This is a genomic window from Kribbella alba (genome assembly GCF_039529635.1).
Taxonomy (GTDB): Bacteria; Actinomycetota; Actinomycetes; order Propionibacteriales; family Kribbellaceae; genus Kribbella; species Kribbella alba.
In genome coordinates, this window is record NZ_BAAANE010000008.1 from 165,068 (window position 1) to 182,224 (window position 17,157).

Below are 17,157 nucleotides of genomic sequence, written 5' to 3' on the forward strand. Positions count from 1 at the left end.
CAGCACCAACCTGCTGGAAGAAAGGCAGTAATCATGGTCGTCCTCGGAATCGTCCTGATCGTCCTCGCCGTCCTCCTCGGCCTCGGCGTCTCGGTCTCCTCCAGCGACTCGACCACGATGTCGGTGTTCGGGGTGGACTTCGGTGTCGTGGTGCCGACGGTGTTCTTCCTCGGCGCGGCGGTCGGCGTCGTCCTGGTCGCCGGCCTTTGGCTGACGAAGAAGGGACTGGGTCGCGGCTATCGCCGGCACAAGGAGGTCAGGGAACTGCGCCAGCAGGTCGCAGCCTCCCCCGCGACCGAGACCGCGCCCGCTGTGGACAACTCCTCCGACGTGACCGCACCGGATGACGGCGCGGCCCGCACCGTCGACATCGATGAGGGCGACCGGCTCGCCCGCGAGCGCCACATCGTTGCCGATAGCACCGAACCGAAGGAGCAGCACCGGTAGATGCTGAAGCGGTTTCACCTGTTTCGATCCAGGCACAACCGCCACACAACCGCGCTACGGCGACCACCCAGCCAGATTTCGATGCCTTATGCAACGATCTCTTCGCTGGCAGTTAGTTGCCATTGGCATCAACTAACACCGGTTGGCCATAACCACCGCCGAGGATGGTGTGCATTACTGGTCGTGGCGTCAACGTCGCGTTGAGTCACCGTCGGCCTTCCGGGCCACACCACCTCCTCACGGGGGATCGACCCGCAACCTCAGCCCACGCGCAAGGGGTGTCGTTCGCGGTTCCCGGAGTCCGACCACTCTCGCTTCGGGGTCCCGACGACCTGACGCCGCGAGATGGCACGACCTCTGGAGGTTGTCTTGATCATCCGTAGATTGTTGAGTCGCACCGGCGTGGCAGTACTCGCCGTCAGCGTCGCCCTGGCCACGGCCGTTCCCGCGCAGGCAGCGGCACCGGCACCGGCCGACCCGCCGGGCGTCGAGGTCGGAGTGGCCAAGCAGATCGCCAACCGCTCCGACACGCGCTACTGCCTCACCTTCGTCACCGCCGAGAAGGTGCCGATGGCAGTGATGATGGCGTGCGCTCCTGGCAAGGAGGGCAAGACCCAGGAGTGGATCTACACCGAGAACGGCCAGCTCCAGGTGGCGATGAGCAAGAGCGTCGGTGGCGCCCTTGCCCAGACCGGCGCCTGCCTGGACACCGGTGCGGACCTGGCCCGGCCATCGGCACAAGCGCCGGTGCTGGTGCTGCCCTGCCGTGACGGCGACGGGCAGAAGTGGAGCTACGACGCGGGCGACGGTTCCTTCACCAACGTGGCGAACGGAATGGCACTCAGCTCGCTGCTCGGCCAGGGCAAGGCCAAGCAGGCCCAGCCGACCGGCAACCGGCCGGCCAGCGGGGCTCCGTACCAGGGCTGGAGCGCCTTGCCGCTTCCGGGTCTGGACATCCTCGGCGCGGTGCTGGCACTCGTGAACGCACTGCTGGCTTCGCTGGGCCTGGCCCTGCCGCTGCCGATCGCGAAGGCCGCGGCGAGCCTCTTCGACCTGGTCCGGGCCAAGAACCCGGCCGCGGCGCAGACGACGACACTGCCGAAGCAGATGATGCAGCTGGCCAGGCGCTGATCGAGGAGGATCACCAGAGGACGGCCGGCCCCGACGATGTCGGGGCCGGCCGCTTCTTTTCGATCCTCGGTGGATTGGTCCGGTTCGGGTTCGTACTGCGGGATTGGTACTGCGGGGATTGGTCCTACGGGATTGGTCCTACGGGATTCGGTGCAGCGGGATTCGTTGGGAGCGGTGGTCCGCCGCCTGCTGCTTGCGCGTCAGCAGGGGGGCGTCGTCACCGCCGACCAGACGTCACCACCACCAGCAATGACAGTGGCCCAGAAGGTCGTCGAGAAGGCAAGCCAGTCCGTGCAACAGCATGTCCGTCACCTCCGATCCAGTGATCCGATCGGGGTTGACGCTACCCGAGCCTGTCACACTCTGTACCTAGTCAGGTACTTTTTGTCACGCAACCGCGAGCGGACTTTAACTTTTCCGCAATGCATGCCGCCTGCATCCAACTTGACGCCGGACGACAGTGGGCCTATGGCAACAATCCGTGCTCAGCCCGCGACCCGCAGTACGGCTGAGGCGGTCGTAACTTTGCAACATTTTCGCGCGCTCCATGTAAAAGTCTTCACATAGTCGGTCCCTAGTGCCAAGGTGGACCGGCACTGGCTGCACTGACCCGCAAGGAGCCCCCTGATGCGACGTATCTCGCGCTTGTCCCGGCTGGCCGTCCTCGGCTCAGCCGCCGTTGTGTTGCTGACCGGCTGCCTGGGGTCGTCGGACTCCGGCAGCGCGGGCCAGGACTCCAATCGCAACGCCGACGCCAAGAAGGTCGAGCTCACGATCGGCTCGAACTCGGTCAAGGGCGGCAAGAACAGCTCCGGCGCGACCTTCACCCAGGATGTGCTGATCCCCGCGTTCGTGGCAGACCAGAAGACCAAGGGTGTCGATGTCACCGTGAAGTTCGAGGGTGACGGCTCGGACGACGAGGTCTACAAGCAGAAGCTGGCCCTCAGCCTGTCCAACAAGGCCGGCCCGGACCTGATCAACATCGACGGCATCTGGGTCGGCGAGTTCGCCCAGGCCGGCTACATCAAGCCGCTCACCGACACCGTTGGCGACGCCGCCAAGGTGGACGACTGGGACGGCTGGAAGCAGATCCCGGACTCGGTCCAGCAACTCGGCAGCTTCGAGGGCAAGCGGTACGGCGTACCAGGTGGCACCGACGGCCGGGTGCTCTACTTCAACAAGAAGCTCTTCCAGCAGGCCGGGCTCCCCGCCGACTGGCAGCCGAAGTCCTGGGACGAGATCACCAGCGCGGCGCAGGCCCTGAAGAAGCTGCCGGGCGTCACCCCGGTCCAGATCAACGCCGGTACTGCGATGGGCGAGGCCACCACGATGCAGGGCGTGCTGCCGCTGCTCGTGGGCACCGGCGCCACCATCAACACCGACGGCAAGTGGCTCGGCAACAGCAGCCAGATCCGGCAGGTCCTCGACTTCTACAAAGGCATCTACAGCACGGGCCTTGGTGACCCGGTGCTGCAGCGCGAGGCCAAGGGCCGGGACAAGTCGTTCGCCGAGTTCGCCGCGAACAAGATCGGCATCCTGCTCGAGGGCGACTACTTCTGGCGCAGCGTGGTCCAGCCCAAAGAGGGTGTCGCCAAGATGGCCGACCGCGACGCAGCCGTGGGCTACGCGCTGATCCCGGCCAGCAAGCCGGGCGGCGGCATCAAGGGCCAGGACTTCGTCTCGATGTCCGGTGGCGGCGCAACCGCGATCAACCCGAACACCAAGTTCCCGCAGCAGGCCTGGGAGCTCCTGCAGTTCATGAACTCGGCTGACATGGTCAAGAAGTCGCTGAACGGCGCCGCGAAGATCACCCAGCGCACCGACGTCAACGCCGAGGTGCTGGCCGGTGACCCGATGCTGAACTTCGTCGCCACCAAGGTGCTGCCGCTGACGCAGTACCGGCCGGGCCTCGCGGAGTACCCGAAGATCTCGGCCGCGCTGCAGCAGGCAACAGCGGACGTGGTCGGCGGCAAGTCCACCGACGCCGCCGCAAAGGGCTACGAGACCGCTGTCGAGGCTGCTGCGGGCAGCAAGGACAAGGTCACCAGCAACTGATGACGACCGCATCCCAACCCGTGCCGGCACCACCGGCGCGGGTACGTGGTCCGGCCCAGGATGTCGCGGGACTCGGGGTTACCCGGGCCCTCGGCTTCCTGGCGCCGGCCCTGTTGCTGATCGGGGCGTTCCTGGTCTTCCCGGCGATCTGGACGATCTACATCGGCATCACGAACTACCGGCTGACCGGGGTCGAGGCCGTCTCGCCGTCCATCGTCGGCTTGTCGAACTACACGAAGGCCCTGAACGACGCGCTGTTCCACAACGCGCTCTGGTTGACCGTGCTGTTCGTGCTCGGCTCGGCCATCATCGGGCAGAACATCCTCGGCTTCATGTTGGCCTGGACGATGCGCCGCGCCCGGCCTGCTGTTCGCCGTACGGTCGAGGGCCTCGTACTGCTGGCGTGGATCCTGCCGTCAACGGTCGTCGCCTATCTGTGGATCGCCTTCTTCGACCGGGACACCGGCACGTTGAACAGCATCCTCGGAGCGCAGGGCACGGCCTGGCTGATCGACTACCCGATGGTCTGCCTGGTCTTCTTCAACACCTGGCGAGGCACGGCCTTCTCGATGATGCTCTACTCGTCCGCCCTGCAAGCCGTGCCGCCGTCGCAACTGGAGTCGGCCCGCATGGTCGGGGCGTCGGGCTGGCAGACGCTGCGGGATGTGGTGTTCCCGCACATCCGTGGGCACGTGCTGACCAACACGCTGCTGATCTCGCTGTGGACTGCGAACGACTTCTCGCCATTCCTGCTGACCAAGGGCGGCCCGAACCACGAGTCCGAGACAGTGCCGGTCTACATCTACAACGTCGCGCTGCAGGGCGGTGAGCTCGGCTACTCGTCGGCGATCTCCTTCCTGCTGCTGATCGCGAACCTGCTGGTCGCCCTGCTCTACCTGCGGCTGCTGAGGAGGCGCTCATGACGCCGGCCTACGTAGTACGCCGGATCGGCTTCTACATCCTGATCTGCATAGTCACGCTGTTCTTCGCAGTACCGATGCTGTGGATCGCTTCGGCGCCGTTCGACTCGTCGCCCGGCCTGGGCGTGCACTGGCCGGACTGGACGCTGGAGAACTTCCGCAAGACGCTGGCGCACCCCTACGCGATGCACTCGATGGTGAACTCACTTCTCATCTGCATCACCACGGCAGTGGCGGTGACGGCCTTCGCGGCTCTGGCCAGCTACGCGCTGTCCCGCGTGCGGATCCCCGGGCGCGACGCACTGCTCTACGGACTGCTGCTGCTGTCGTCGGTGGTCACCGGGACCGCCGCGATGGTGCCGATCTTCGTGATGATGTTCCAGCTCGGGCTGATCGACTCCCGGTTCGGCGTCGCGCTGGTGATGACCGGAGGCCTGTTGCCGGCGGCGATCTTCATCCTGAAGGACTTCATCGACGCGGTGCCGAAGTCTTATGAGGAGTCGGCGCGCGTCTTCGGCGCCTCCACGCTGCAGATCCTGCGGGACGTGGTGGTGCCGGTGGCGCGGCCCGGGCTGGCGACCATCCTGGTCTGGGCGTTCGTGAACTCGTGGGGCAACTTCCTGGTGCCCTTCCTGCTCATCCGGTCGATCGACAAGCAGCCCGGCGCGGTGCTGCTGCAGACCTTCACCGACGAGGGCGGCAGTGCCAACCTCTCGGTGATCCCGGTCTTCTCGCTGCTGTTCTCGATCCCGGTCGTCGTGCTGTACCTGTTGGTGAACTCGCGGTACGGGTTCCGCTTCCACGGCGGGATCAAGAGTTGAGTGACGGAGGGATCCAAAGTTGAGTCACGGAGGGATCAAGAGCTGATGGCCGGCATCGACATCGAAGGCCTGGCGACCGTCTACCCGAACGGCGTGCGCGCCGTCGACGGGCTGGACCTGACCGTGGCCGACGGCGAGTTCTTCGCCCTGCTCGGCCCATCTGGTTGCGGCAAGACGACCTTGCTGCGCACGATCGCCGGCCTGGAGTCCGCGACCGAGGGGACCGTGCGGATCGACTCTGTCGACGTGACGCGGGCCGAGCCCGGCAAACGCGGCGTGGCGATGGTCTTCCAGGACTACGCGTTGTTCCCGCATATGACCGTGTCCGAGAACATCACCTACCCGTTGAAGGTACGGCGGGTCGCGGCGTCGACGCGTGCCTCGGTCGCGGAGCGCACGGGTGATGAGCTGTCCCTGCAGGGTTTGCTCGAGCGTAGGCCCGGGCAACTGTCGGGTGGTCAGCAGCAGCGAGTCGCGCTGGCCCGGGCGATCGCATCCGAGGGCAAGGTGCTCCTGCTCGACGAGCCGCTGTCGAACCTCGACGCGCGACTTCGGCTGGAAGCACGGACCTTCCTGAAGAAGCTGCAGAGGGATCTCGGCATCACCACGGTGTTCGTCACGCACGATCAAGCGGAGGCGTTGGCCCTGGCCGACAGGATCGCCGTCATGCAGTCGGGCAAACTGCGACAGCTCGGCAGCCCGCGTGAGGTCTTCGCCCGGCCTGCGAACACGTTCGTGGCCAACTTCATCGGCTCCACACCGATGAATCTGCTGCCCGGGACGGTGGTGTCGGACAGTTCCGGTTCGGATAGCCGCGGTTCGGACGGCCGCGGCTCGGACGGCCCCGGCTCGGACGGCTCCGGTTCGGACGGCTCCGGTTCGAACGGCTCCGGTTCGAACGGCTGCGGTTCGGATGGCGGTGGTGCGGTGTCGGTGGCTGGGGGATCGTTGCCTGCGGCTACTGGTTCGGCGCCGGTCGGGGCCGAGGTGACAGTCGGTGTGCGGCCGGAGTACCTGACATTGTCTACTGGCAGCGTGACCGGCCCGTGTATCCGCGGCTCTGTGGTCGTGACGGAGAACCTCGGGACCCAGTCGCTGGTATCGGTCGACTGCGACGGCACGTTGATCGGCGTCACCGTGCCCGAGGAGGACGAGCCGGCGCCCGGTGCGGCCGTAGTACTGACAGCTGCAGCCCAGCGGGTACTGCTCTATGACAAGGAGTCCGGCGAACTGCTGGCCCGGCAGCCGGCTGTCGTCGCCTGATGGCAGTCACCGCCTATCGGCAGCATTGGACCCTCGACGACCGGGCCGAATCGGTCTGGCACTCTTTGCCGGTCGACCTACCGCCCGGTTGCGCCGGACTGTCCGTCACCCTGACGGTTCCCGCCGTCGAGGGCGCTGTGATCGACCTCGGCTGCGAGGGCGCCGACGGCTGGCGCGGCTGGTCCGGAGGCGCGCGGCAGTCTTTTGCTATCACCCCTACCGCTGCGACGCCTGGATACGTCGCCGGCGAACTCGAGGCCGGCACCTGGTGGGTCGTGCTCGGCTTGCACCGCCTTCCTTTGGAAGGCGTCGAGCTCATCGTCGAGGCTGTCACCGGCCCTGTCGCCGTCGAAGACATCCCGGGGCTGACTGCCTACGAGGCCGCCTCGACCACGGTCGCCGTACCGCCTCGACCGCCGCGTCGGGAACTCCCTGCCGCTGACGGACTCCGCTGGGTGGCCGGGGACTTCCATGCGCACTCGCTGCATTCTGACGGCTCCACGCCGGTGGCCAATCTCGCTGCGCTCGGGGTGGCTGCAGGGCTGGACTTCATGGCCGTCACCGACCACAACACCGAGTCTCACCACCTCGAACTCCCCTCGGTCGGACGACGCTTCGGCATCGGCCTCCTGCCGGGCCAGGAGGTCACCACCGAATCAGGCCACGCGAACGCATTCGGCCCCATCGGCGTGATCGACTTCCGCCGCCCGGCTGCGACCTGGGTGACGGAGGTCGCAGCGCGCGGCGGCCTGCTGTCGATCAACCATCCACTGGGTGGCGACTGCTCGTGGCGGCAACCACTGCCGACGCACCCTGCCCTTGCGGAGATCTGGCACTCGGCGTGGCTCGACCGCCGCTGGGGTGGCCCGATTGCGTGGTGGGAGGCTTGGGGCCTGAAGAAGACCACCCCGATCGGCGGCAGCGACTGGCACAACCCGACGTCGCTCACCCCACCCGGTGTCCCGACAACGTGGGTCGCCATCGACGCCGCCGCCGAAGCCCCGGACGAGCTCCCAACCGCAGTCATGGCAGCTCTCGCCGCAGGCCGAACCGCCATCTCCGCCGGTTACAACGCCCCGGTCCTCCTCCGCAACGGCAACGAGTTCATCATCCTGGATGCCCCCGGGACGGTTCTGATCTCCCCCGACGGCACCCGCCGCCCCATCCGCACAGGCCAGGAGCACGTCCCGGCCGATCAACCCGGCGGCCACGTGCTCGTCGACCACACCGGCCGGTTCATAGCCCTCACCAACTAGCCGATTCCTCCCAAGTTGAGCGGCGACATGTCCCGGATCGCTTGGCGCTCCCACCGAACATCAGCACCGGCCACATGGAGGGCTCGGCGCACTACGACGGTCGCGCTGTGGTTGGACCGTCCCGACCGCCCAGCCGGGTTCTCGGCTGCCTGTGTACTGACTGTTGAGTTCGGCAACTGTTGTTCGGGCGGCTTCGTACTAAGGAGTTTCTCAGCTGCGAAGTTGGCTCTCCGCGGGTTTGCCGGAGGGTGGTTGCGGGAAGGACCGCGGGCGATCGAAGACGTCGGTGCTGATCGGGTCGCGATCTGGTCGCAATCTGGTAGAGATACCGCGTTGATCTGGACGGCGCTAGTTGCCTACCCCCATGATCTGGAACCGAAGTCCTACCCATCTGCTCCCGGACGCACTTCCCCGGCGCCCGGACGCTCACCCCGGAGGCCCGTTTGCCCGACCGCATCCGGCTGTTGCTGGTCGACGACCAGATCCTCAGCCGAGGCGTCCTCAGAAGCGGTCTGGAACGCGAACAGGATCTGGAGGTCGTTGCCGAGCTCAACCGCGCCGACGACGTAGTGGCCGCCGCCAAACGTCACCGCGCCAACGTCGCCCTCCTGGATACCGCCGGCCCCGGATACGACAGCATCAACGTCACCACGAACCTCCGCACCTCGATGCCCGAGTGCCGCGTAGTCATGCTGACCACCTACGGCCGCCCCGTACACCTCCGCCGCGGCCTCGAAGCCGGCGCAAAGGGATTCGCCCTCAAAGGCAGCCCCGCGCCCCAGCTGGCCGACGCCGTACGCCGCGTCCACCGCGGCCTCCGCGTTGTCGACGCCAACCTGGCTGCCGAAACCCTCCAGTACGCCGACACCCCCTTGAACGAGGGCGAAACCGACACCCTCCGCGCCGCCCGCGAAGGTGGTTCCGTCGCCCTGATGGCCCAGAAGCTAGCCGTCTCCGAACGCCTGGTCCGAACCCGCCTCTGGTCCGCCATCGGCAAAACCGGCGCCCGCACCCGAGCCGACGCCATCCTCATAGCCGAACGCAACGGCTGGCTCCTCGACTAGCCGGGTCCAGCGGCATTCGACTGAGCAGACAGCGCCAAGACAACACCTGACCGACTCCCTCAGTCCGCCACCCCCTCTTCCGATCAGCTCGCTCGCGCATTCATCCGGTCAGCGCGCTCATCCGGTTGGCCCGCTCATCCAGTCAGCGCGCTCGTCCGGTCAACTCGCTCGCGCACTGGTCCGGTAAGCGCGCTCGTCCAATCAACCCGCTCGCGCACTGGTCCGGTCAGCGCGCTGGTCCGATCAGGCCGCTCGCCCGCCAGCGCACTCTTCCGATCAGTGCGCTCATCGGCTCAGCGGCTCAGTCGCCGAGGTGATCCCAGAGCCAACGAGGACCGACCGTACTCGCTCCCAGCGCCTCGACCCGCTCCCGCAATCCCCGATCAGCCGTCACCACCGTGATCGCGCGCCCGCTGTCTTCAGTCACCGCCGCCCGCACCACGTCAACGATGGCGTCATCACCGGATCCCACCGCAAGCACGACCCGAACACCTCCAAAGTCAGCGGGCCGGCGACCGAGACCTCCCCCGTACCCGGCTCCAACTTCCACACCTCCGACGTCGGCGGCTCCCGAGTCAGCGGCTCCCGTGTCCGCGGCTCCCGTGTCCGCGGCTCCCGAGTCGGCGGCTGCGGGCCGTCGGTCTCCCTCACCCGGGGTCCCTCCGGCGCTAGTACCTTTGTTGCCGCTAGCACCGGGTTGCCGAGCGCTAGCAATTGCTCCTCGTGCGGCCCCTTCGAGAACGACGACCACCTCGGCTGATTCCGCCAGCCGCTCCTCCAGCCCCGCCAATCTCTCCAGCAACCGTCGCGCCGCACCGGCCCGGTCACGCCACCACCCATCCGGCCGCGAACCCACCACGTTTGCCGCATCGACCACGATCAACCGATCCCGACCCCGATCCACACCCTCATCACCCGTCACCCAGCCCAGTCTCCTCCCACCCCCGCCCGCCAACCGAAGGAGTGCACCGACACCCGCATGCCGGCCCCCGCAGACCGGCGTACCGTCAGCTCTTCAAGCTCGCCCATGCCACCACGGCCAGTGAGATTCGTCGTCCCGGTCACGGCCTCGCACCTGCAACCCACGATCGGGCCCCCGGACGCTCAGTGGTGTAGCGCGAGCCAGCGCATCTGTGCCCTTGCGGCTCGCAGATCAGGTCACGCGGACGATTGCTATCGGCCGCGTTCGACGCCACCGACTTCGATGACCGTCCGGTCTCCCTCATTGGGTCCGCCGCCGGCTGGTCCGGCACGTGCTTCGGCGCTTACCAGAGGCGATCCCAGAGCTCCAAGCCGAAGAGCCGTCGCGGCTTCGACCGCGACGATCTCGCCATCTACCTCGCAGCTTCGAAGCTCGACCTGTTGCTCCGCGGCAATCCGCCGGGCTGACACGCAGGGCTCCGTCTCACCAGCTTGAACAGCCTGCGCCGCACTTAGCGCGGCGAGATCCGCCGCCGCCGCAACGCGGTGAGTGCCGACCGAGACCACAGCCCACAGAACCCCGACCACTCCCGCACCCATCAAGACCATCGCAACCCAGACCGCCAGCAACGTTCCGGCACCGCGATCTGACCGTCGACTGATCAGCCGACGCCGGGCTTGCCGCGGGCGACGACCCCGCCGCTCAGTCATGGCAGATCGCCTGTAGTGCCGGGCTCAGCCTGGATGGTGGCCTCGCCTTTGACCGGAATCGGCGGAAGTTCGCGGAGTAGCGCCCCGTCCATGCTGAGCTTTGAGCTCACCACAACTCGGACATCCGAACCGTCGCGAATGATCGAGACTGCTGCTCCTAATGGCGCAGCGCGCAGGCCGATCTGTTGAGCGGCCTCGGGTGACTCGCCTCGAGCCACTGCGCGGGCAACATCTCTTGCCGCATCAATACATCGCACGTTCGCAACCACAACGCCGACCACCCATACTCCGAAGAGCATCGTCGCTATCAGCACCGGCAGCACCATCGCCACCTCAGCCGTTACGGCTCCCCGTTCAACTACGCGGCCTCGACCCAGCGAACACAGCCACTCTGTATCAGTTCGCTCTCGCATGTCAGCTCCTCCTCTGAGACCCTTACGCTCGCGGCACCGTGAGGCGAGCGCGGCGCCATTCAGGCGGTCCCGGCGCCATCGAGCATCCGCGTCGGCATTCAGACGTTGGCCGCGGTATTCGAACCTTGGCCGCGGCAGTCAGAATTGCGCGGTGCCGTCAGACATCGAACCTCCCCGGCTGGATATCCGCTGGCGGACCAGCCGCGATGCAGAGGGGTGCGCCGCGGCCGGTCCACTGACACCGGTCAGATCTGGACGCCGTCCATGCCGGTGGCCTTCAGAGCGAAGTTGATGATTGCCTTGAGCAACGCAACCATCGCGTCGGACTTCAGCAGGGCGATGAGAATGCCGCCGAGCCCGCAGGCCGCCACCATCGAGACCGCATACTCCGCGGTTGCGGCGCCTCGCTCGGACTGCTTGCGGAAGCGGCGGACTGCTACCAGCGCCTTGGACATATCGAACCTCCTGATCTGCCGCCCGGCACCTCCGGATCGGCTTACTGACAAGGTGCCGTCATCAAACCCCTTATAGAAAAGGAGTTTTCTGCCTGGGGACAACTGGCCGCGTTGAGCCGCCGATTCAACCTAGCGTAAAGTGTCCAACCGAAGTCCCACCCGCCCATCGGCCGGCAACATGTCCGGCAGATAGCGAGATCGACGACCGTACCAACAGACCGCGGCCCGATGGGTGACAGTCAACTCAGTCGAAAGTCCGGGTTTCTGCCTGGCGAGCCGGTCAGCACCAAGCTCGGCAGAGGTCATGTGGAGCTCTAGCGCAGTCGACACAACCCGACATCCGTGTCGGCGATCAGTGCGTTAGCGTGGCTCAATGTTCGTCTTGGAGCTGACCTACACTGCACCCTTCGACCTCGTCGATGAACTGCGTGACGACCACATGGCCTGGGTGAAGACGCAGTACGACGCGGGCATATTCATCGCGTCCGGCCGCAAGGAGGCCCGCGACGGTGGAGTGATCATTGCTCTTGGCAACGACAGGTCTGCGATGGAGGATCTAACGAGCTCCGACCCGTTCACGATCGCCGACGTCTGCGATTACCGCATCACCGAGTTCCTCGCTACTACCGTCGCATCAGGCCTCGAACGGTACCGAGAGACGACCTAGTCCTACAGCCGTAGGTCGTGATCGCGTTCCTGTCGAGCGAGCAGGTAGTCCATCGCGAACGGGTGTGGGCCGCCTGGCTTACATCCAGGCGGCCCCGGACTAAGGCGTCGGCATGGAGAGCTGGTAGCGCTCGATGACGTCCGCGAACCATTCGGGTTCCGCGATTGGGACCTCGTAGCGGGTCGCGAGCTCGACGATCTTCGACATCTCTGCTTCGCCGCGCTCTGTCAGGTCGACGACCGTCCGGAAGAGCCCTTCGAGTCCGGCAGGCGAGATGATCTCGATCATGCGCGCCGGCGTCGGCCCGGCGTTCCACATCGCGTGCACCTCGCCGCGCGGCTTCACGATGTATCCGCCTGGACCGAGCACGATCTCCTTGTCCTCGGACCGGAAGCCGATCTCGCCCTCGAGCACGATGGAGATCTCATCCTCGCGGTGGTGGACGTGCGGCGGGACGAGCCCGCCGACCTCGAAGGGGTGTTCGACGACGGCGAGGGCCCCACCGGAGTCGGCACCGTCGATCTTGAAGACCACCCCGACGCCGGGCATCAATCCGCCGCGCCGACCTTCACCGGGCTGGACAACCTTCACGGTCGTGGCCGCTTCAGTCCCTGCACTCATGCCGCATCTCCATTTGGATGACACCTCTGTATAGTGAAGCAGCAGCAAAGCGCCCCGTCAAGATTGGCTAACATATGTGTTCAGCGAACATAGCGTCGCCACGCCCATATCGGAAGACGAAGCGTGCGCTCACCGAAGCCGAGACCCGGCAACGAATCATTGAAGCGACGGTCGAGCTCCACGAAACGCTCGGCCCCGCGAAGACGACCATCAAGGCCATCGCCGAGCGCGCGGGCGTGCAGCGCGCCACGGTGTACAACCACTTCCCCGAACTCCAGGCGCTCTTCGAGGCGTGCAACGCCCACTACTACGAGCGGCATCCCATGCCCGACCCGACGCCGTGGGCCGGCATCGCCTCACCCAAGGAGCGCTTTCGCGTCGCGGTGCGCGAACTGTATCGGTGGTACGAGGAAACGGAGGCGATGCTCTCGGCAGGCATCCGCGATATCGATGCTGTCCCGCCGGCGGCCCGCGAGGCGTTCTTCGGATACTTCCGCCACGTCGCTCGTTCACTGATGACGGGACGCCGCGAGCGAGGTCGTGTGCGCACGCGCACGGCGGCAGCCGTCGGCCACGCGATCTCGTTCGTGACATGGCACTCGCTCGTCCGGGAGGGATCGCTCACGAGCGAAGAAGCTGCCGATCTCATGGAGGCGATGGTCTGCGCGGCGGCGGGATGACGGCTTCGTGTGAGCGAGCGTCGTGACGATGGGCACTAGCACGGCTTCTGGGAATGGCCCTGGACCATGCAATGCGCCTGGGCCCGCCTAGTACTACAACCGTGGATCTGAGCCGAGCGGACATCAAGTCGCATCCTCTGGATCGGAAACGGCGCTCCAGCGCATTGCCACAAGTCAGGCGGGCCGGATGGTCAGGCGACGCGGCAGGGGTTGGGAGGGGCTAGGCGAACGGGGTTTTGAGAGGACGCCCAGGCGGTGGGGTCGCGCGTTCCACAGACGCCCCGGCCGCGGCGGCGATTAGAAGGGTGGGGGGTCGGTGTTGGTGGGGTGGGGTGGTTGGGGGATGGGGCCGGGGGCTGGTGGTGGGGTGGTGTAGCGGTGGCCGGTGGGGGTGGTGAGGGTGGTTGAGCCGTCGGGGTTGTTGGTGGCTTTCCAGCCCCAGGTGGGGGTGTCTTTGATGATGTGGTGGAGCTCGCAGTAGTTGCGTAGGTCGGCCAGTTGGGTGATGCCGGTTTGGGTGAAGGGGGTGCCGTGGTCGCGGTCGCAGGTGCGGGCGGGTTTGTTGCAGTTGGTCCAGTCGCAGGTGGGGTGGGCGGCGAGGAGTGTTTCGGAGACTAGTGCGCCGGGGTCGTGGCGGGTGGTGGAGGCTTCGAGGACGGTGCCGTTGGTGGGGTCGGTGAGGATGCGGCGCCAGGTGCCGTTGGTGGCAATGTGCCGGGCCATTTCGGCGGGGATGGGGCCGTATCCGGTGAGTTCGCCGGGGTCGTCGTCGAGGCCGAGCAGGGTGTTGATCGGGATGAGTACTTCGATGTGTGGTCGGCGGCGGTGTTGGTCGGGTAGTCGTCGGCCGAGCCAGTCGAGTCCGTTGGTGAGGATGAATTCGAACAGGTCGGCTGTGATGTCGGCGCGCCGTTGATCCGCGGTCCGCTCGTCCTTGCCGATCGCTGCCGCGGGTTCACCGCCCGGCCCGGCGTTGGTCTGCCCGGCGTTGGTCTGCCTGGCGACGGTCTGCTCGTCGCCGGCCTGCCCGGCGGTGGCATGGGCGGCGGTGGTCTGCCCGGCGGTGGTCTGCCCGGCGCGGGTCTGGTTGTGGCCGCTGGGGTGCGTGTCGGTCTGGTTGTTCTGTTGGTTGTCAGGGACCTGACCGCGGCCGTTGCGGGTGGTGCTCGGCTGACCGGTGCTGGTCTGGGTGCTGGCGGCCCGGGCGGCGTCGGCCCGGGCGGCGTCGCCCTGGTCCGTCTTCGGCCGGTTGGTGCCGGCCCGCTCCGGGCCGGCCTGCTCCGCGCCGGACTGCCCCGCGCCGGGCTGGGCGTGGGCCCGGCCGCTGCCGCCCGCGCCGGTGCCGCCCTGGCTGGTGCCGCCCTGGCTGGTGCCGTCCTGGTCGGTGCCGTCCTGGCTGGTGCTGGTGTGGGTGGGGTCCGGGGTGTTGCGTTTGGCGAGGGTGGCGATGGCTTGGATGACGATCCAGATTTGTTGGATCTTGTCGGCGGTGTTGACGATCCAGAGGCCGGCCATGCCGTCGGGGAGTGGGACGACGCGGACGCCGCGGTCTTTTTTGGCGTCGCGGTGGCGGTCGGCGTGGTTGCGGGTGTCGTGTTTGGCGACTTGGCGGCGCAGTGAGGCGCGGAGGTTGGCGTGGGATTGGGAGGCGGCTCGTTTCAGCACGTGGGCTTCGACCGCCTGGGTTTGGTGGGTGTCGAGGGCGCGGGTGGCGTCGGAGATCGCGATGGCTTTGGACAGGGAGATCGCTCCGCAGCGCAGCGCGGTGTGGGTCGCGGACAAGACGCTGGTGAGGCGCAGCGCGGTGTCGAGGTGGGCGGTCGCGGTGTCGGGGGCGAGTTTCAGGGCGCAGGCGATTTCGGCGGTCCAGGACCGCTCGGGGTCGACGGGCCGGCCGCGGGAGTCGATCTCGCTGGGTCGCGGCAGCTGGGTGGCCTGGGCCTGGCGCTGGCGGTAGAACGCGGCCATCGCCGACAGCCTGATCGATTCGCTCCAGGCGGTCAGGCGGGCGCTGGCCTTCATGACTTCGATCAGCGCTATCGGTGATTCGGTCTGGGGCCGCACCGGCTCCAGCGCCGCGGCGAGTTCGGCGCCGGGCGGCAGGAACACCCAGGCCGGGGCCTTGTCCTGCAGCAGGCACCGTTCGGCCTCGTCCTGCTCGACGCCCGCCCATAGTTCCCATTCGAGAGCGTCGACGGCCGACAGTTGCAGGCTCGCGCCGTCGGCGTAGAAGTCTTTCTCGTCCAGCAGCCGCGGGCCGCCGGGTGCCTCGGGGTCGTCCGGGATCGGGATCAGTCCGGCCTCGAGGAGCGCGTCGAGGTCCGCGGCGAACTGTTGTTCGCCGTACTCATGGTCGACCGCCCCGATACTCATGAGTTGATATTAGAACAGGTGTTCGATAGATTCAAACCTCCAGAACCGCTTGCAGGGTTGGAGATCCCAATGTGGTTGCTTCAAGCAAACAACTTCAAGACGCCATCCAACGAACCCGCGACCGTCGGAACGATTCCTAGGAAGACGAACGCAGGCAGGAAGCAGAGACCGAGTGGAACCACAGCGCGCGATTCGACTGCGCGGGCTTGCTCGTCGGCGGTCCATCGACGTACCTGGCGGGCGTCGTCTGCTAAGTGCTCGAGAGATTTTGCCAACGGCGCTCCCGATCGGAGGGCCCGCTGGACAGCGCGGGCGAAGCTGGAGCAGGCGGGTTCGGACAGGAGGCAGGACCAGGCGTCGATTGGGTCCGTACCTAGGTTGAGCCGGTGATCGAGCTGGGCCAATAGTTCGGCCAATGGCCCATTGATTGCCTTGGCGACAGTGCCAACGGCCGCCTGCGGTGGGCGGCCGGCGCGAAGGCAGGCTGCGAGGAGGTCTACGGCTAAGGGGAGGTCGGCTGTGATCCTTGCGTGGCGCTGTCTTGTTGCAGCTGGCTCGAGCCTGCTCAGGGCAACGGGGATGCAGAAGAAGGCTGGGAGGGCGAGGAGGAGGCCCCACGGAAACCCAATAAGCAGCAATGCGCTAGCGGCAGCGACACCGGCGGCCAGGCGATGAACTCGGCGGGTCGAAGGGGAGACGGCTCCTGCTCGGAAGCGTTTTGAGGTCGGCCATAGTCTCGAGAGGAGAGTCGGACGTTTGATCAGACGACGCGGGCCTGGACGGCCGGGCACCACAAGGGTCACTGTGAGCGCCGCTATCAGCGCCGTGAGAACCAGGGCCGGACCGTTCGCCGCTGTGGTCACGGGTGCCGCGGACGTGGCGGTTCTGGCGACTACATCGTCGGAATCCACGAGCGTCGCGGGCAGGTCCGTAAGAGGTAGAACAGTTGCCAGCGTGAGATGAACAACCGAGAACACCGCATGAGCTCCTGCCTGGTCGGGATGATGGACATAGGTGACGCGGAACAGAGGCTTCGCGGAGGAGATGGCGAGGCTCTTGGGCCGACCTGTTGTGCACGGTCGGTAGCTGAGTCGGCGGCGCTGGGTCCGCGGCGCTGGGTCCGCGGCGCTGGGCGGCCAGACTTTTCCGGGTGCGCTGCCGGGATGCGCTCGCGGCACGCGAGGTGGCGGCGGTCGGCTTGCCCAAGGTGCTCCGGTTCGGGCGCGGCGGGAAGTGGTAGGGCGGGAGATGGTGGGGCCGGGGGTGGTTAGGGGGTGCGGGGTTGGGATAGCTGGGTGGTCCAGAGGAGGCCTGTGGTGGTTAGGGGGTGCGGGGTTGGGATAGGTGGGTGGTCCAGAG

17 protein-coding genes are annotated in these 17,157 nt (G+C 66.9%); 10 read left to right on the forward strand and 7 right to left on the reverse strand.

Going from position 1 to position 17,157, the window contains the following annotated elements:
* Positions 1-33: 33 nt before the first annotated feature.
* The 8 genes from ABD210_RS24085 to ABD210_RS24120 all read left to right on the forward strand — a co-directional run bounded on the left by ABD210_RS24085 (position 34) and on the right by ABD210_RS24120 (position 8,957).
* Entirely contained in the window at positions 34-447 is a 414-nt protein-coding gene (locus ABD210_RS24085) for a hypothetical protein (RefSeq protein ID WP_344114350.1), read from the forward strand.
* A 384-nt stretch (positions 448-831) separates the two neighbouring features.
* Complete coding sequence (locus ABD210_RS24090; RefSeq protein WP_344114351.1) at positions 832-1,578, forward strand: RICIN domain-containing protein; 747 nt, start codon at positions 832-834, stop codon at positions 1,576-1,578.
* 627 nt (positions 1,579-2,205) lie between these two features.
* Positions 2,206-3,633 (forward strand): extracellular solute-binding protein, encoded by a 1,428-nt coding sequence (locus tag ABD210_RS24095; protein WP_344114352.1) that lies wholly within the window; start codon positions 2,206-2,208, stop codon positions 3,631-3,633.
* Positions 3,633-4,556 (forward strand): carbohydrate ABC transporter permease, encoded by a 924-nt coding sequence (locus ABD210_RS24100; protein ID WP_344114353.1) that lies wholly within the window; start codon positions 3,633-3,635, stop codon positions 4,554-4,556. The genes ABD210_RS24095 and ABD210_RS24100 overlap by 1 nt, the downstream gene beginning before the upstream one ends.
* Positions 4,553-5,374 (forward strand): carbohydrate ABC transporter permease, encoded by an 822-nt coding sequence (locus tag ABD210_RS24105; protein WP_344114354.1) that lies wholly within the window; start codon positions 4,553-4,555, stop codon positions 5,372-5,374. The genes ABD210_RS24100 and ABD210_RS24105 overlap by 4 nt, the downstream gene beginning before the upstream one ends.
* A gap of 45 nt (positions 5,375-5,419) precedes the next feature.
* Positions 5,420-6,637 carry an ABC transporter ATP-binding protein gene (locus ABD210_RS24110; protein ID WP_344114355.1) on the forward strand — a complete coding sequence of 406 codons (1,218 nt, stop codon included), beginning with the start codon at positions 5,420-5,422 and terminating at the stop codon, positions 6,635-6,637.
* A complete protein-coding gene (locus tag ABD210_RS24115; protein WP_344114356.1) occupies positions 6,637-7,893 on the forward strand; it encodes a CehA/McbA family metallohydrolase in 1,257 nt (418 codons plus the stop codon). The genes ABD210_RS24110 and ABD210_RS24115 overlap by 1 nt, the downstream gene beginning before the upstream one ends.
* A 443-nt stretch (positions 7,894-8,336) precedes the next feature.
* Positions 8,337-8,957: a response regulator transcription factor gene (locus ABD210_RS24120; protein WP_344114357.1), complete on the forward strand. Its 621-nt coding sequence runs from the start codon at positions 8,337-8,339 to the stop codon at positions 8,955-8,957.
* A 301-nt stretch (positions 8,958-9,258) separates the two neighbouring features.
* Here the strand turns inward: ABD210_RS24120 and ABD210_RS24125 are convergent, their stop codons facing one another.
* From ABD210_RS24125 to ABD210_RS24135, 4 genes are all read right to left on the reverse strand, one after another.
* Positions 9,259-9,438: a hypothetical protein gene (locus tag ABD210_RS24125; RefSeq protein WP_344114358.1), complete on the reverse strand. Its 180-nt coding sequence runs from the start codon at positions 9,436-9,438 to the stop codon at positions 9,259-9,261.
* Positions 9,439-10,130: 692 nt separating this feature from the next.
* Positions 10,131-10,589: an Rv3654c family TadE-like protein gene (locus ABD210_RS32535; RefSeq protein WP_425552722.1), complete on the reverse strand. Its 459-nt coding sequence runs from the start codon at positions 10,587-10,589 to the stop codon at positions 10,131-10,133.
* On the reverse strand, positions 10,586-11,002 hold the full coding sequence (locus tag ABD210_RS24130) for a TadE family type IV pilus minor pilin (RefSeq protein WP_344114359.1): 417 nt from the start codon (positions 11,000-11,002) through the stop codon (positions 10,586-10,588). Before ABD210_RS24130 ends, ABD210_RS32535 begins: the two co-directional genes overlap by 4 nt.
* A 245-nt stretch (positions 11,003-11,247) precedes the next feature.
* On the reverse strand, positions 11,248-11,457 hold the full coding sequence (locus tag ABD210_RS24135) for a DUF4244 domain-containing protein (protein WP_344114360.1): 210 nt from the start codon (positions 11,455-11,457) through the stop codon (positions 11,248-11,250).
* A gap of 373 nt (positions 11,458-11,830) precedes the next feature.
* Here ABD210_RS24135 and ABD210_RS24140 point away from each other — a divergent pair, with 373 nt between their 5' ends.
* Entirely contained in the window at positions 11,831-12,124 is a 294-nt protein-coding gene (locus ABD210_RS24140) for a YciI family protein (protein ID WP_344114361.1), read from the forward strand.
* Positions 12,125-12,223: 99 nt separating this feature from the next.
* Here ABD210_RS24140 and ABD210_RS24145 read toward each other — a convergent pair whose 3' ends face one another.
* Positions 12,224-12,745: a cupin domain-containing protein gene (locus ABD210_RS24145; protein WP_344114362.1), complete on the reverse strand. Its 522-nt coding sequence runs from the start codon at positions 12,743-12,745 to the stop codon at positions 12,224-12,226.
* A gap of 74 nt (positions 12,746-12,819) precedes the next feature.
* On the opposite strand from ABD210_RS24145, the gene ABD210_RS24150 reads away from it, so the two are divergent.
* Positions 12,820-13,425, forward strand: coding sequence for a TetR/AcrR family transcriptional regulator (locus ABD210_RS24150; RefSeq protein WP_344114363.1), 606 nt, complete (start codon positions 12,820-12,822; stop codon positions 13,423-13,425).
* A 297-nt stretch (positions 13,426-13,722) separates the two neighbouring features.
* Here ABD210_RS24150 and ABD210_RS24155 read toward each other — a convergent pair whose 3' ends face one another.
* Positions 13,723-15,798 carry a DUF222 domain-containing protein gene (locus tag ABD210_RS24155; RefSeq protein ID WP_344114364.1) on the reverse strand — a complete coding sequence of 692 codons (2,076 nt, stop codon included), beginning with the start codon at positions 15,796-15,798 and terminating at the stop codon, positions 13,723-13,725.
* 80 nt (positions 15,799-15,878) lie between these two features.
* Positions 15,879-16,976 carry a type II secretion system F family protein gene (locus ABD210_RS24160; protein WP_344114365.1) on the reverse strand — a complete coding sequence of 366 codons (1,098 nt, stop codon included), beginning with the start codon at positions 16,974-16,976 and terminating at the stop codon, positions 15,879-15,881.
* Positions 16,977-17,157: the final 181 nt, after the last annotated feature.

What these genes read in the sequence shown, in the direction of transcription:
- ABD210_RS24085 (WP_344114350.1), top strand. Translation starts at nt 34, where the DNA reads ATGGTCGTCCTCGGAATCGTCCTGATCGTCCTCGCCGTCCTCCTCGGC.
- ABD210_RS24095 (WP_344114352.1), top strand. Translation starts at nt 2,206, where the DNA reads ATGCGACGTATCTCGCGCTTGTCCCGGCTGGCCGTCCTCGGCTCAGCC.
- ABD210_RS24100 (WP_344114353.1), top strand. Translation starts at nt 3,633, where the DNA reads ATGACGACCGCATCCCAACCCGTGCCGGCACCACCGGCGCGGGTACGT.
- ABD210_RS24105 (WP_344114354.1), top strand. Translation starts at nt 4,553, where the DNA reads ATGACGCCGGCCTACGTAGTACGCCGGATCGGCTTCTACATCCTGATC.
- ABD210_RS24110 (WP_344114355.1), top strand. Translation starts at nt 5,420, where the DNA reads ATGGCCGGCATCGACATCGAAGGCCTGGCGACCGTCTACCCGAACGGC.
- ABD210_RS24115 (WP_344114356.1), top strand. Translation starts at nt 6,637, where the DNA reads ATGGCAGTCACCGCCTATCGGCAGCATTGGACCCTCGACGACCGGGCC.
- ABD210_RS32535 (WP_425552722.1), bottom strand. Translation starts at nt 10,589, where the DNA reads ATGACTGAGCGGCGGGGTCGTCGCCCGCGGCAAGCCCGGCGTCGGCTG.
- ABD210_RS24130 (WP_344114359.1), bottom strand. Translation starts at nt 11,002, where the DNA reads ATGCGAGAGCGAACTGATACAGAGTGGCTGTGTTCGCTGGGTCGAGGC.
- ABD210_RS24135 (WP_344114360.1), bottom strand. Translation starts at nt 11,457, where the DNA reads ATGTCCAAGGCGCTGGTAGCAGTCCGCCGCTTCCGCAAGCAGTCCGAG.
- ABD210_RS24140 (WP_344114361.1), top strand. Translation starts at nt 11,831, where the DNA reads ATGTTCGTCTTGGAGCTGACCTACACTGCACCCTTCGACCTCGTCGAT.
- ABD210_RS24145 (WP_344114362.1), bottom strand. Translation starts at nt 12,745, where the DNA reads ATGAGTGCAGGGACTGAAGCGGCCACGACCGTGAAGGTTGTCCAGCCC.
- ABD210_RS24150 (WP_344114363.1), top strand. Translation starts at nt 12,820, where the DNA reads ATGTGTTCAGCGAACATAGCGTCGCCACGCCCATATCGGAAGACGAAG.
- ABD210_RS24155 (WP_344114364.1), bottom strand. Translation starts at nt 15,798, where the DNA reads ATGAGTATCGGGGCGGTCGACCATGAGTACGGCGAACAACAGTTCGCC.